This is a genomic window from Lentilactobacillus sp. Marseille-Q4993 (genome assembly GCF_951230165.1).
Lineage (GTDB): Bacteria > Bacillota > Bacilli > Lactobacillales > Lactobacillaceae > Lentilactobacillus.
In genome coordinates this window covers 23,854-38,320 of sequence record NZ_CATNVB010000025.1, presented here as the reverse complement: position 1 = coordinate 38,320, position 14,467 = coordinate 23,854, and the positions used below count along the sequence as shown (strand labels likewise).

11 protein-coding genes are annotated in these 14,467 nt (G+C 40.8%); 5 read left to right on the top strand and 6 right to left on the bottom strand.

Annotated features, from left to right (window positions below; translation table 11 throughout):
* Window positions 1-129 precede the first annotated feature (129 nt).
* Entirely contained in the window at window positions 130-1,590 is a 1,461-nt protein-coding gene (cls, locus tag QOW94_RS08305; RefSeq protein ID WP_283679912.1) for a cardiolipin synthase, read from the bottom strand.
* Window positions 1,591-2,105: 515 nt separating this feature from the next.
* Here cls and QOW94_RS08300 point away from each other — a divergent pair.
* Both QOW94_RS08300 and QOW94_RS08295 read left to right on the top strand, forming a co-directional pair.
* Window positions 2,106-2,933 carry a tyrosine-protein phosphatase gene (locus QOW94_RS08300; RefSeq protein WP_283679911.1) on the top strand — a complete coding sequence of 276 codons (828 nt, stop codon included), beginning with the start codon at window positions 2,106-2,108 and terminating at the stop codon, window positions 2,931-2,933.
* Window positions 2,934-3,002: 69 nt separating this feature from the next.
* Window positions 3,003-4,418, top strand: coding sequence for a C69 family dipeptidase (locus QOW94_RS08295; RefSeq protein ID WP_283679910.1), 1,416 nt, complete (start codon window positions 3,003-3,005; stop codon window positions 4,416-4,418).
* A gap of 190 nt (window positions 4,419-4,608) precedes the next feature.
* Here QOW94_RS08295 and QOW94_RS08290 read toward each other — a convergent pair whose 3' ends face one another.
* Window positions 4,609-5,328 carry a DUF4811 domain-containing protein gene (locus QOW94_RS08290; protein WP_283679909.1) on the bottom strand — a complete coding sequence of 240 codons (720 nt, stop codon included), beginning with the start codon at window positions 5,326-5,328 and terminating at the stop codon, window positions 4,609-4,611.
* Window positions 5,328-6,797: an MDR family MFS transporter gene (locus QOW94_RS08285; protein ID WP_283679908.1), complete on the bottom strand. Its 1,470-nt coding sequence runs from the start codon at window positions 6,795-6,797 to the stop codon at window positions 5,328-5,330. Before QOW94_RS08285 ends, QOW94_RS08290 begins: the two co-directional genes overlap by 1 nt.
* Before the next feature lie 126 nt (window positions 6,798-6,923).
* Here QOW94_RS08285 and QOW94_RS08280 point away from each other — a divergent pair, with 126 nt between their 5' ends.
* Window positions 6,924-7,355, top strand: a complete 432-nt coding sequence (locus QOW94_RS08280) for a MerR family transcriptional regulator (RefSeq protein WP_283679907.1) — start codon at window positions 6,924-6,926, stop codon at window positions 7,353-7,355.
* 100 nt (window positions 7,356-7,455) lie between these two features.
* On the opposite strand, the gene QOW94_RS08275 is transcribed toward QOW94_RS08280, so the two are convergent.
* Complete coding sequence (locus QOW94_RS08275) at window positions 7,456-8,109, bottom strand: NAD(P)-dependent oxidoreductase (RefSeq protein WP_283679906.1); 654 nt, start codon at window positions 8,107-8,109, stop codon at window positions 7,456-7,458.
* Between the two features lie 219 nt (window positions 8,110-8,328).
* Here QOW94_RS08275 and QOW94_RS08270 point away from each other — a divergent pair, with 219 nt between their 5' ends.
* Window positions 8,329-8,931 carry a nitroreductase family protein gene (locus QOW94_RS08270; RefSeq protein ID WP_283679905.1) on the top strand — a complete coding sequence of 201 codons (603 nt, stop codon included), beginning with the start codon at window positions 8,329-8,331 and terminating at the stop codon, window positions 8,929-8,931.
* Between the two features lie 124 nt (window positions 8,932-9,055).
* A complete protein-coding gene (locus QOW94_RS08265; protein WP_283679904.1) occupies window positions 9,056-10,855 on the top strand; it encodes a glycerophosphoryl diester phosphodiesterase membrane domain-containing protein in 1,800 nt (599 codons plus the stop codon).
* 156 nt (window positions 10,856-11,011) lie between these two features.
* On the opposite strand, the gene QOW94_RS08260 is transcribed toward QOW94_RS08265, so the two are convergent.
* Entirely contained in the window at window positions 11,012-12,022 is a 1,011-nt protein-coding gene (locus QOW94_RS08260) for a zinc-dependent alcohol dehydrogenase family protein (RefSeq protein WP_502867261.1), read from the bottom strand.
* A gap of 176 nt (window positions 12,023-12,198) precedes the next feature.
* A complete protein-coding gene (locus QOW94_RS08255; RefSeq protein ID WP_283679902.1) occupies window positions 12,199-14,466 on the bottom strand; it encodes a glycoside hydrolase family 65 protein in 2,268 nt (755 codons plus the stop codon).
* Window position 14,467 lies beyond the last annotated feature (1 nt).

Below are 14,467 nucleotides of genomic sequence, written 5' to 3'. Positions count from 1 at the left end.
TGGTAAGATGCTTGTAGTGGCTCATAGCTAGATTCCTTTCATGATTGTTTTCGCAAACATCATTTTACAGGAATCCAGCTATGGGTCCTTTTTTTAGTCACTGTTGCACTTAAATTGTAAATTCAAGACTTATAAAATTGGTGACAATAATCTGGAGAAAGTCTGCTTGAATTTAAGCCACCTTGATTGTTTCTCAAAGTCCTCTGGTGTCATTAAGGTACTATCGTTTATGTCATTCAAGTAGATTTGCTTAAGTTCCTTGGACACCTTTTCGTCATAAATAAATGAGTTGATTTCAAAGTTCAGTTTGAAACTCCGATAATCCATATTTGCTGAACCGACGGAAGCCATGCTATCATCAATCACCATTGTCTTGGCATGCATGAATCCTTTGTCGTAAAAATAGATTTTAATCCCTTCTTCAGCCAACTGGCGGGCATAGTATTGGGTTGCTCGATAAACAAACGGATGATCCGGCATCGATGGAATCATGACCCGCACATCTACCCCCGACGAAGCAGCAATTCTCAGCGCATCGAGAACTGAATCATCAGGAATCAAGTATGGGGACTGGATGTAACAGTAATCCCTAGCCAACGTAATTAGTTTGATATACCCCATCTTAATCTGCTGGAGATCAGAATCTGGTCCGCTTGAAACAATCTGCATGTTGACCATTCCCTTAGTCGTTGTGACTGGGAAGTACTTAGCATCAACCTTCTCCTCATCAATCTGATCCTGCGGACTAGTTGCATTCCAATCTAACACAAACCGAGCCTGCAAACCGAAAACCGCCGACCCAATGATTCTCATATGAGTATCTCGCCATGGGCCAAACTTCTTTTTACGGCCAAGGTATTGGTCACCAATATTAAACCCACCGGTATAGCCAATCACACCATCAATAACAATAATCTTTCTATGATCACGAAAGTTTAAACGGAAATCCACAATAACGGATCTAGTGTTCAAGAAAGGATAAACGTGACCACCAGCATCAGTTAGTGGTTTAAAAAACTTCCTGGTAGTTCCCATCGATCCCCAAGAGTCATAAATCACCCGGACCTCGACTCCCTGCTTAGCCTTCTTGACTAGCAAATCAAGGATTTCGTTACCGATTTTATCAGAATAGAAGGTATAGAACTCGATATGGATACTCTTTTTGGCCCCTTCAATATCTTCGATAACCCGATGAAACAGTTCCTTACCATCGGTGAAAATATGGACCTTATTTTGCCGCGCCAAAAACGAATGACTAGTTGTCATAAACATGTTAACCGCACTAATGGCCCGTCGCGAAATAACATCAGAAGCCGTCCGCTCTTCACTTCCAAGCTGAGCCCGTTGTTCCTCAAGTCGTTCATCCAATTGCATCTGCACGTGCGAATGTAATTTGAACAACCGGTTTTTAGGTAGTTTTCGGCCAACAAAGGCATACATGATGAACCCTAATACCGGTATAAAAACGAGCACTAATAGCCATGCCCAAATTGCCGCAATATCTCGTTTCTCTCTAAAAACAGTGAGAATCGCAAGCAGAGCATTGACTGCTACAACTATTTGAAAAATTAAACCCCAATCAACTTGCATTCTTTTACCTCGAAATGTTTTACAATATGAGTATAGTATACTCGAAAGTTGGTCAATATATGAACTCATTTATAACATTATTTCCAAGAATGCACGGCCTTCACCGCTTCCTCTTTTTCCACCTACTGTTTAGAGAGCAGCCAATTCTGGGAATTGCCATCCTAGTTGCTATCGTCTTATTCATCATCTATAAATATATGAATCGGAGGTAACGCATTTTAAGTCAGCCTTTAGGTCCCACCGCTAAAATAACTTCAACAAATAAACATTGGTGGTGACCTAATTTGAATAACATAGTTGAGATTACATTTGAAATGCTACCCATTTTAGGTGGACTTTTTGCTACATACGAAAGTTTTAATTTAATGGCGACAACCTGTTTTGGTGTGGCATGCATTGCATCAATCGGGTATTTTTGGATAACCAACAAATTACACGACGAAGGATAATCTTTGTTAATACCAGAGCTATTAGGGTAAAATAGCGGTGATAAATTACTTTTGGGGGAAAGTTATATGAAACTGCGCAACTTACTAGTGGGGAGTTTAGCTGGTCTTTGTCTATTAGTATGTAGCCGACCAATCAGTGCTGCTAAGATCACTCTAACGGGAGCTGACAACGTTAGGGATTTTCAAAATTATCGGGTTCCCGGAAACCGCAAACTAAAGACTGGCTTAATTATTAGATCGTCAAAGCTTAGCAATATCACTACAGGTGACGCTCAAAAGCTAAAGACTAAGTACCATTTGAAATACATCGTTGATTTAAGGTCTCCACAAGAAATTGCCAAAGCTCCGGACAAACACATCAAGGGTGTCAAACTAATTAAGGCCCCAGTCATCAACAACGCTGACTATACCCGTTATAATTTGGCTAAACTTACTAAGGGAGCTACTGCCCAACACTACTTATACCGTCACTTTACTACCAAAAACGGTCAGGCCGCTTACCGGAAACTTTTTAAAACTCTATTGGCCGCTCCCAAAAACAGCGCAGTTTTATTTCATTGTAGCGCTGGTAAAGATCGAACAGGTTTTGGGGCTGCCTTGATTCTAACTGCCCTCGGAGTTCCCTCAAAGACAATTACTAAAGACTACTTGTTATCCAATAAATACCGTCACAAGTATAATGTGGCTCACCTAAATAATCTAAAAAGATTAGGTTACTCAAGCATTCAAAAAGCTAACATCAAGAACACTCTTCTGGTAAAAGTGAGTTATCTAAACACCAGTATTAAGTCCGCAAAGAAACAGTCAAATTCGCTCACTGGTTTTATCGAGCATAAGCTAAAAATCACCCCCAAGATGATTAAACAACTACGAGCGAAATATTTAACCAACTAAATTTCAAAAAATCAATAAAATAGGGTCTTCCAGTTGTACAATTATTGGTAACAACAGGGAGGCTTTTTTATGACTTTATCACAACATAGTTCATGTACTACGATCCTCGTAGGTAAAAACGCAAGTTACGACGGCTCAACACTAATTGCCAGAAACGAAGACGCTGGTGGGCCAATCAACCCTAAGAATTTTAAGGTTGTTAAACCAGAAGACCAGCCACAAGATTATCATGCTAAGCTTAGCAAGTTTTCTGTTAAATTACCCGACAACCCGCTGCGATACACGTCATTACCGGATGTTGAAGACGACGGTGTTTGGGGTGAAGCTGGAATCAACAGTAAAAACGTCGCAATGAGTGCAACGGAAACCATTACCACCAATCCAAGAATTCTTGGAGCAGACCCCTTGGTAAAGGACGGCTTTGGTGAAGAAGATTTGCTAACCATTACCCTACCTTACGTTAGCTCAGCCAGAGAAGGAGTAGCCCGGGTCGGCGAACTTCTAAAGCAATACGGTACATACGAATCAAACGGAATTATCTTCTCAGACGTTGATGAAGTTTGGTACCTAGAAACAGCTGGTGGTCACCACTGGGTTGCTCAAAGAGTCCCTGATGATGCCTATGTGGTAGCCCCTAATCAGACCGGAATTCAGGAAGTCGACTTCAATGATCCAAACAACTTTATGTTTGCTGATGACCTGAGAGAATTTGTTGAGAAGAATCACCTTAACCTAAATAGTGGCTTCAATTTCCGGGAAATTTTCGGCTCCCACTCACCACTTGATCACCATTACAATACCCCACGGGCTTGGTATGTTCAGGGCTACTTTGACCCTGAATCAATAAAGGACAAAGAGCCAATTAGCGACGAGCTCCCATTTATTTGTCACGCAAACCGCAAAATTACGATTGAAGATATCAAGTTTGCCCTTAGTTCCCATTATCAAGAAACAAACTACGATCCATTTGCCCCAACTGCCACTGAGGGGAAGAAGTACCGGCCAATTGGTTTTAATCGAAATCAAGAGCTGTCATTATTGCAGATTCGCCCTTACGCCCCAGCTGAATCAGCAGCAATTCACTGGCTTGCTCTTGGTACCAACCCATTCAATACCATCGTGCCGTTTTACGCAAATGTAAACGATACTCCAAGCGATTATCAGAATGGGAAACCAACCGTTGACAGTAACAATGCATACTGGCTTAATAAACTGATTGGCCTGATCGCCAATGACCATTTTCACACTCTGATTGGTGACATCGAAGACTACCAAGAGAAAACCCTTGGCTATGGCCATCTGCGAATCAGTCAAACAGATTCCAAGGTAGCTAATTTATCAGGCGCCGACTTGCAAACTGAATTAGAAACCGCAAACCAAGAAACCGCTGATAATATCCTGGCAACCACTAAGGAGTTATTAACCAAAGTCGTTGCTAAGGCTAGCGAAGAAGTTACTGGTGCATTTACGCATGACCAATATTGATCAGAGTTACAGTTGGCTGTTAGAAAAACTAGAAAACAACTAAGTAGCTAGAACAGGCAGCTGGGACATAATTAATCACATCAAAAAATGCGATGATAATTTCATTTTCATGAAAATTATCGTCGCATTTTTACTTTTATCCAAATCTTTACAACACACAGAAACCAGCAGAACTGAGAACCATTATCTTTTACTTGATTTCATCGATTGCTTTTTTAATTGCTTCCTGCTGAATTTTAGCTTTGATTTGACTGATCAGATGCTTTTGCTGACTTGCAGTCATCTTTGGATTCTTCATCCGGGCTGCCATTACCTGCTTCTGAACTAGTTGTTTTAGCATTGCTTTTTGGGCCGGTGACTGCTTAGCGGCTGCTTTCAGCTTTTTACCAAGAGCCTTGGCTTGATCAGTACTTAGTACCTGCCATGAGTTAGGAATCTCAAACTCATTGGTTTGCTTGATCAATTTATGATTTTCCTTACCAGAAAACAGAGACTTGATCATACCGTTGTTATAAACCCAAACAGTTTTCTTTACCCGCAATTCAGCGGAACCAGATGATACTCGTTTAACCGTGTTTTTGACATCATAGTTAGCTGTAGTGTGCGTAACCTTATCCTTGGGATTGGTCTTATAAATATACACTCTAGCATCCTTACTTGTCCCAATTTGCTTATACAGCATCATTGACAAAGCCTTGTTGCCGGAAGCTGGATAAACTTGGTAATGACGCTCAGTCGTCTGCTTATGCATCCCAACGTGTTGATTATCATGAACGATAATAAATCCCAAAGAGCTCAGCATTACCCCACCAGTAATAATCACCAGAACATATCTCAACCAAGAATCCTTCATCAAAATAAAACTTAAGTAGAGACAAACCGTACTAATCCCCAAAATCCATAGAATCATTATTTTGCCTCCTCATCTAAGTTACTTTTGCTTCTAATTGGCTTCTTGTTAAGGAAGAATGCCAATAGCCAACCTACCAAACTAAATCCAACAGCAATCCAAAACGCAGCGTGATAACCATTGAGAGTAGCGTTAAAGAAATCGTTCTTATATTTGAGTGGATTACTATGAATTAAGCTATGAGCTGGCTTACTTTGATCCGTCACGTTCGTCAAAACGGAAACCATAACGGCAGTCGTAACTGACGATGCAATCTGACGAATCGTGTTATTCGCCGCGGTTCCATGAGGAATCATCCGTGGGGCTAAAGCGTTCATTCCGTTTGTTGTAATTGGCATCATCACAATTGAAATACCAAACATCCGCACGGCATAAATAACGGTAATGAAAATCGTTGGCATGTCTTGAGTAATAAATGCGAATGGTAAAGTTCCCATCGTCAAAATAAACAAACCAAGAATGGCTAACCGTTTTGCACCAATTCTATCAAACACAACACCCGTAATTGGGCTCATCAGACCAATCAAAAGGGCCCCTGGTAGCAGAGTTAGCCCAGATTCAAACGCTGACTTACCGTGAATAATTTGGAGATAGAGGGGAATAATCATTCCAGCTCCAACCATGGCCATGTTCGCAATCGAAGCCAATACAGTTGATAACGTAAAAATTTTGTTTTCAAAAACGCGAACTTGAAGGAATGGGTTCTCGAGTTTGAATTGGCGGATTCCAAATAATGCGATAACTACAATTCCGATTCCAATCGACCAGAGAACGACCGGATCAGTCCAGCCTTTGTTTCCAACCTCAGAAAATCCATAAAGTAGGGATCCAAATCCAACGGTTGATTCAATCAACGAAATAATATCCATTGAAGGATCAGTCATTGGCAGCACGTTCTTAACATACTTAAGCGCCAATAACAGCACAATGATGATAATTGGAATCAGCATGCCAAACAGTGTCCGCCAACCAAAATTATCAATAATATAACCGGACAAAGTTGGGCCAATTGCAGGAGCAACCCCAACTGCAATTCCAGTAATTCCCATTGCTGCTCCCCGCTTTTCAGGTGGGAAAATCGTCAGCATAATGTTTTGAAGTAACGGCATCGTAACTCCAACCCCTAAGGCTTGGACTAGTCGGCCAGCAAGTAGCATTCCAAAACTATTTGCTACATATGCAATAATTGTTCCAACCAAGAATGTTGCCATTGCAGTAATGTACAACCACTTCGTTGGGATCTTACCACTCAAATATGCTGAAACGGGAATCATAATCCCGTTAACCATCATAAATCCAGTGGTTAACCATTGAACCGTGGCAGTTGAAATATTGAAGGCATCCATTAATGTTGGAAATGCCGTTGCCAAAATCGTTTGGTTCAACACCGTAATAAACACCCCGACAACGATAGTGATAACCATCATCGGAATATTAATTGGTTGACCGTTTGTATCTCTTCTTTCCATCTCTAATGCCTACCTTAATTAATATAATTGCAAACATCCATATCACATAATGTGATAACAACATTGCATAATGTTATACTTTAGTTTATACTATGTCAAGAGCAAAGAGGCCAAAGGAGGCCAATTATGGATGGATTTGTAAAAAAGCTCCGTTCCCTAAACATTTCTCTGGGGATGGGTGAGACTAGCCGGGTGACTGGCGCAACCTCAACCCAGATTCGCTATTGGGAAAAAAAGGGCATCATTAAGTCAATGAGATACGGTAACGGAACGAATAAGCGTTACACACTGAAAAATATCGCTGCAATTATCTTTATCAAAGATAAAATGGATCAAGGATATACCCTTGCCAAGGCAGAGGAAGACCTGCAAGATTACATGCATGACAGTGACGACATTCACCTGTTTATGAGTCAGCGGATGAAGTCGTTTGAAAAAGAGGGCGACGTTACGGCTATCGGATTCGGCCAAATTGAAAACGACCCCGAGTTTGACATGGTAGCAAAGATTGCCGATGGCAACGTTAAGCTCTATAAGGAAGAACATAAAGAAAGTTAATTAATTATTACAATAGAAAACCCCTGATAAGTGGGTTCGGAAAGCACCTTCGCATGCCTTCCGTCCTACTAATCAGGGGTTTATTTTATTTACTGTGTTCTTATTCCTCACCCACAACTGTAAATCTTTCGTTTTTGTGAGTTGGATTTTCAATCTCATCAACTAGCGCTTTTGCAAGGGTTTCACTGTAGACAATTGAGTTACCTTGGCTATTTTTCAACATGGTATTACTACCAAGTCGGAACTCAGTCAAAGCTCCTGGTTTGAAAGTACCGCTCGGAGAAACCGCAACCCAATTTACTCCTTCAGAATCCAGCAACATTCGGTACTCCTCCACTTGAGCCTTTGGCGTGGCAATCCAATCATCATGGCCAGGCATCTGTAGTAGATTGTCCAGCAAAATTTTACCACCACCAACACTTAGACTAGCTGCGCCTAAAATAAATGCTAGCCGTGGCTTATTGTTGCCCTTAACTAGGTCAACTAACTTTTCTGCCAATTCCAAGTGGAGATGGGCTAAATCTTGATTACCCGGGGCAAATGCATCCACCACAACATCAAAATCTTTAATATCATCAAACGTTAGGTCAAATGCATCCATTTTTAGGTACGTTACGTCATCCCCAAACATCTGCTTAGCTTTATCAACATTCCTAACTAACGCCGTGACGTCGATTCCCCGTTTGCTAGCATCTTTGGTAATCGCGCTTCCAGCCATTCCTGTCGCACCAATTACTACTATTTTTAAACTCATCATTTTGCCTCCCCTTCAATTGTTACCATAAGTATTTTGGAAACGGTCATGATAGTCAATTAATTAGTTTTATAAATCGACCGAAATCTAAAGAGATTATAAAATAACAAAAAAAGATAACTTTTTTGGTCAAAAAACTTTACTTACAAAAAGTAATTGGTATAATAATATTTATTGATTGAAATACTAAAATCTAAAACTTTAAGTGAGGTATCCCAAATGAAGGAACAATTTTTAGACTTATCAAAGAACCGTCGCTCAATTTACGCTCTAGGTCGTAACGTTAGCCAAAGCCAAGATGAGATTGCTGACTTGATCAAGGAAAACATCAAGTGGGCCCCAACCCCATTCAACAACCAAACTACTCGTGCCATCATCCTATTCGGTGACAACCACGAAAAGCTTTGGGACATCGTTGCTGACCGTCTTAAGTCAGAAGTTCCTAGTGAGGAAGCTTACCAAAAGACACTTGCAAAGATTAACGGCTTCAAGGCTGCTTTCGGTACAGTGTTGTTCTACACTGATATGAGCGTTGTTCACCAATTTGAAAACGACTTTGCTTTGTATGCTGACAACTTCCAAGACTGGTCAGAACAAGCTCAAGGTAACGCTCAATATGCTGTTTGGACTTCATTGGCTGAAAACGGTATTGGTGCTAACCTTCAACATTACAACCCAATCATTGATGACCTTGTAAAGGATGCGTTCAACGTTCCTGATAACTGGAAACTCCGTGCTCAATTAGACTTTGGTTCAATTGAAGCCGGTGCCGGTGACAAGGATTTCATGGACGATTCAGATCGTTTCCAAGTATTGAAGTAAATACAAACCAAAAACATCACCTTTATGGTGGTGTTTTTTTGTCTTCAAGAACACACAATATTTGACTACCAGGCAATACAATGACAATCTAGAGTTATTATCTAGTGACTAAGGGGGAGTCTCAATGTTTGCTGCATTATTCCAAGCTACTGGTGCGTTTAAAAAAAGATTTTCACAATACATGATTTTATTGATATCAATGAACGCCCTTTTGGCTGTTTTAATAGTTGGCTTTAAGTGGCTAACAGGATACGTTCTATCTCTGTTGGACATCCCTTATGTTTCTTATACCAACGCCTTGCAGATTATCAAAAACCCGCTGGCAGTATTATTTCTGCTAATAATTCTGGTTTTACTACTAATAACTGTTTACTGGCAATTTGCCTTCATCCTACTAGGGATAAAGCAAATCGAAAACCACACATTCTCATTACGTTACTTATTAGGCAGTAGCTTAGAAAGTGTGTTCCACTTAACTATTTGGGAAGTTATCTTCTTTATCTTCTACTTCGTCCTAATCCTACCGCTTTCCCAGGTGATTTTTAGCTCTAAATTGTTAGGAAAAATCGTAATTCCCGACTTCATCATTGAGTTTTTACAAACTAAACCATTACTGATACTGCTAACCATGGCAATTTCAATTCTTATCATCTACATTGCCATTAGAATGCTCTTTGTGTTGCCACTAATGATACTTGGCAGATTACGGGTTCGTCGCGCAATTAGAGAAAGTTTAGCTATTTCCCATGGTAATTTTTGGCGGCTAGCTATTGCAATTGCCTTGTTGACAGCAGTTACCCGATTCGTTGTATACGGATCATTTTTAATCATCTACGGCTTTCAAGTGTTTTGGGATTCAATTGGTCAACCATATTCCTTAACTTTCGGAGTGCTGAATTTATCCCTAGTCCAACTAATCAACTTAATTGGTAGTGCTTGGACCCTAGTAGTTCTATTTAGATATGTCCTGCTATTTCCAGGTATGAATTCATACTTCGCCAATCCCCTTCAAGTTGATTTCCGCTCCCACGAATCCACAAGGTGGCGGTTTAAATCACTATCCACACTGTTTTTGATTATCGCTGGTGGTTTCTTCTTAACCAGTAACATTGTCTTCTTAAGTGATTCCCTAGGAAAAATGCCACTAACGATTTCTCATAGAGGAGTTAATGATGGCAACGGTGTTCAAAACACGATTCCCGCTATGGCCAGAACTATTAAGGATAAGCCCGACTATATTGAAATGGATATCCAAGAAACCAAGGACAACCAGTTTGTAGTAATGCATGATCCAAACTTAAAAAACCTAACCGGGGTAAACCGTCGACCAAAGCAATTGACGTTAAGGCAAATAACAAAACTGACAGCTAAGGAAAACGGTCATAAAGCTAAAGTTCCCAGTTTTGATAGATACTTTAAATACGCCAGAGAGCACCATCAAAAACTACTGATTGAAATCAAAACGCAACCAGATGATTCCAAGGGAATGGTAACTAGGTTTGCGAAAAGATACTCTTCCCTAATCATCAAGAACAATGACAGAGTTCATTCGTTATCCTATTCTGTAGTTCAACAACTAAAACAAAAGGTCCCCCAAATTTACGTTAGCTACATCATTCCGTACAGTTTAACGTACCCCACCAGTAAAGCAAACGCATATACCGTTGAACAGACTACCCTGGACGAAAGCTTCGTGGAAGCTGCCCGCTCTCAACGCAAGCAAGTATTTGCGTGGACAGTGAACGACCCCGATCAAATGGACAGCATGATTTCGATGGGAGTCAATGCAATCATCACCGACAAACTATCCACTCTAAAATCACAAATAAACGAATTCAAGGGTCAGCCAGGATACGCCGAGAAGATTTTGTATTACTTCATAACCACTCCAGCAACCACTGGCGGATCGAATCAGGGTGTCTAGGAATAGAGAAAATTAGGACCAACAAGCAGATATTTGGATACAAGCAAAAAGGCAATGATAATTTTTTAGGAAACTGAAAATTATCATTGTCTATTTTTGATATGATTAGCTATATTGCAACGCCATACAATTTTTATAGTTCCAAGTAGTTAATCCCTATTCTCCAATCCTTAAGACACATGCGCCTTTGATATCCCCATGTGATAAGTAACGAAGAGCCTCATCTGCCCTTTCAAAGGGGTACGCGGTAGTTTCCGGTGTAATATCCAACCGATCAGCCAACCTTAAGAACTCTTCACCATTACTCCGAGTATTACTCTCAACACTCGTCAGATTTTTTTCGTGAAAAATCGCAGCCTGATAATTTAGCTGGGGAATATCAGTCATATGAATCCCAGCAAGGGCCAAGGTTCCACCTGGTTTCAAACCTGCCAACGCCTTTGGAACAATATCACCAACAGGAGCAAAAATAATTGCTGAATCCAGTTTAACTGGGGGCAAATCATAAGCCCCACCGGCAGACTTTGCTCCCAACTTTAAGGCAAACCTTTTTGCGTCATCACCGCGAGTCAGGACATGAACTTCAATCCCTTGGTCAATCGCGATTTGGGCCGTTATATGGGCTGAACCACCAAATCCATATAATCCAAGGCTCCCACCAGCAGGAACGTTTGCTCGGAGGAATGCCCGATAACCAATAATCCCCGCACAAAGCAAGGGAGCAGCCGTTTGTGAATCAAACTGATCCGGAATCCGATAGGCAAACCCTTCCGGAACGGTGACGTACTCAGCATACCCTCCATCATGATCCCAACCAGTATAAAGTGAATTTGGACATAAATTCTCCTGTCCAGACCGACAATATTCACAAACCCCACAGGTCCAGCGTAGCCATGGAATTCCAATCCTATCACCAATCTTAAACCGGTTCGCTGATTCTCCTAACTTAACCACTTCCCCAACAATTTCATGCCCCGGGGTAACGTGACTTTTATGAACCGGTAAATCCCCCTCGGTAACGTGAAGGTCAGTGTGACAGACTCCACAAGTAAGAACCCGAACGAGAACCTCACCTACGTTTGGAACGGGAACTGGTTTCTCAACTAATTCTAATGGTGCTTTATCACCATCAATTGGGCCGGGTGTTGTAACTTGCCATGCTCGCATTGTTTCTGGAATTGTAAAACTCAATGCATTCATCCCCTCATAATCTTATTGTCACCTATATTTTAGTAGTGAAAGCGGCAAAAACAAGAGGATATAGTACATGAGCATCAAAAAAAGCTAGATAAAAAATGAAATTTTTCATATCTATCTAGCTCAAGGGTAGAATACCCCAAAAATTATTTAGTTAATTCAACATCTTTTCCATCAACATCAATTGTAATTGGTTCACCATCAATCAACTTGAATGATGCCCCCGATTTATCAACGTTAACTTCGATTACTCGATCCCTAAATACTTGCCGGAATGAATAACGATCCCACTTCTTAGGTAAGAATGGAGCGAAGTGTAACTTATCATCGTTGACCCGCATCCCTGCAAAACCTTGAACAACTGCAATCCAACCACCAGTCATAGCAGTAACATGCAAACCATCAACCGTATCATTGTTATAGTTATCCAAATCAAGGCGAGCAGTTCGTTCGTACAATTCAACCGCCTTATCTTCGTAGTGAAGATCAGCAGCAAGTACTGAATGAATTGAAGCTGACAAACTTGATTCGTGAACTGTTAATGGTTCATAGAAATCGAAGTTGGCCTTCTTCTGTTCAGGAGTAAAGTCATCGATGAAGTCCCAGATACCTTGAAGAACATCACCTTGTTTGATATAAGGCGAACGCAGAATCTTATCCCATGACCACTTCTGGTTAAGAGGAAGGTCCTTTTCCTCTGAAAGGGAACTAACTGGTTGAATATCCTTATCCAAGAAACCATCATGTTGAACGAAAATGTTCAAATCCTTATCATAAGGCAGGTACATCCAATCAACAATATCTTGCCATTTCTTCTTCTCGTCATCAGAAACGGCCAAGTCTTCAGCTCTCTTAGGTGATACTTGATCAAGGATCTCAAGCGTGTACTTGAGCGTCCACTGAGCCAAGATATTAGTGTACCAGTTATTATCAACGTTGTTTTCGTACTCATCAGGGCCAGTAACTCCATGAATCATATACTTCTGATTCCGTTCGCTAAAGTGAACCCGGTCTGCCCAGAAACGAGAAATTTCTGTCAGAACCTTTGCCCCTTCGTTAAGAACGTAAGAGGTATCACCGGTATATCTGGTGTAATTGAAGATTGCAAAGGCAATATCACCATTTCTGTGAATTTCTTCAAACGTGATTTCCCATTCGTTATGACATTCGATTCCATCAAAGGTAACCATTGGGAACAATGCCCCATCAAGTCCTTGTTGCTTAGCGTTATGGTAAGCACCATCAAGTTGCTTGTAACGGTACATTAACAAGTTTCTGGTAACCTCTGGATCAGTGATTCCAAGGTAAACGGGAACCGCAAACGCCTCAGTATCCCAGTAAGTTGCACCACCATACTTCTCCCCAGTGAATCCTTTAGGACCAATGTTCAAACGAGCATCTTCACCATAGTAGGTTGAGAATAATTCGAATAGGTTAAACCGAATTCCTTGTTGAGATTCGTTATCACCATCAATTTGAACATCTGATTTTTCCCATCGGTCTGCCCAAACCTTTGCATGTGCACCAAATAAGTCATCGTATGATGAACCAGAAACTTGATCACTTAACTTAGTCATTGCGGATGTCAGTTCGTTATCAGTATCGTAATCACGTGATGTGACCACAATTACCCGTTTTTCAATTTGGCGGGTTTCGCCAGCCTTCAAGTCAGCAGTAAATTCGTTAACTACTTCCTTTTCACTAGGTTGACTAGTCTTAGCGGTTTCAAAATCAGTATGGTGCCGCATTTCCATTCCAACAGTAAACCGAGGGGTACCAAAAGGATTCTCCTTGGTCTTAGAAATTACATAACCACTATCGTCTGATTGAGAGGTATTTAATACTTCCCAGAACCGTTCGTCGTAGTTTGCATCTTCGTTTGAAACATCGGCATCAATAGCTGAATCAACGGTGATTTTAGCATCAGTACTACCAACGTTTTTAACCGTGACTCGCTGAACTGAAAGTTCTTGTTGAGCAACACTTAAGAACCGTTCAAATGTGAAGCTAACTTTAGCATCACCCTTAGTAACGACAAAACTTCTCGTAAGTAACGATTGCTTCATATCGAGGTTTAATTCAAAATCAGAGATTTGATCAGTAGCTAAATCAAGCTTGGCTCCATTAATCATGAAGTTCATCTTAATAAAGTTGACTGCATTCACAACCTTACCAAAGTACTCTGGGTAACCGTTTTTCCACCAACCAACTCTGGTCTTATCTGGGAACCAAACTCCACCAAGATAGATTCCTGGTAGCGTATCGCCACTATAGTCCTCTTCAAAGAATCCCCGCATTCCCATATAGCCATTTCCAAGGCTGGTCATTGATTCCTGAAGCCGTTTGTTTTCAGAATCGTTTTTGAAAGTATGAGTCACAACATTCCATGGTTCTACTTCAAAAGTTCTCTTCATA

Bases quoted from the DNA above. Each gene is read 5' to 3' on its own strand.
- cls (WP_283679912.1), bottom strand. From the start codon at position 1,590: ATGCAAGTTGATTGGGGTTTAATTTTTCAAATAGTTGTAGCAGTCAAT.
- QOW94_RS08300 (WP_283679911.1), top strand. From the start codon at position 2,106: ATGAAACTGCGCAACTTACTAGTGGGGAGTTTAGCTGGTCTTTGTCTA.
- QOW94_RS08295 (WP_283679910.1), top strand. From the start codon at position 3,003: ATGACTTTATCACAACATAGTTCATGTACTACGATCCTCGTAGGTAAA.
- QOW94_RS08290 (WP_283679909.1), bottom strand. From the start codon at position 5,328: ATGATTCTATGGATTTTGGGGATTAGTACGGTTTGTCTCTACTTAAGT.
- QOW94_RS08285 (WP_283679908.1), bottom strand. From the start codon at position 6,797: ATGGAAAGAAGAGATACAAACGGTCAACCAATTAATATTCCGATGATG.
- QOW94_RS08280 (WP_283679907.1), top strand. From the start codon at position 6,924: ATGGATGGATTTGTAAAAAAGCTCCGTTCCCTAAACATTTCTCTGGGG.
- QOW94_RS08275 (WP_283679906.1), bottom strand. From the start codon at position 8,109: ATGAGTTTAAAAATAGTAGTAATTGGTGCGACAGGAATGGCTGGAAGC.
- QOW94_RS08270 (WP_283679905.1), top strand. From the start codon at position 8,329: ATGAAGGAACAATTTTTAGACTTATCAAAGAACCGTCGCTCAATTTAC.
- QOW94_RS08265 (WP_283679904.1), top strand. From the start codon at position 9,056: ATGTTTGCTGCATTATTCCAAGCTACTGGTGCGTTTAAAAAAAGATTT.
- QOW94_RS08260 (WP_502867261.1), bottom strand. From the start codon at position 12,022: ATGCGAGCATGGCAAGTTACAACACCCGGCCCAATTGATGGTGATAAA.
- QOW94_RS08255 (WP_283679902.1), bottom strand. From the start codon at position 14,466: ATGAAGAGAACTTTTGAAGTAGAACCATGGAATGTTGTGACTCATACT.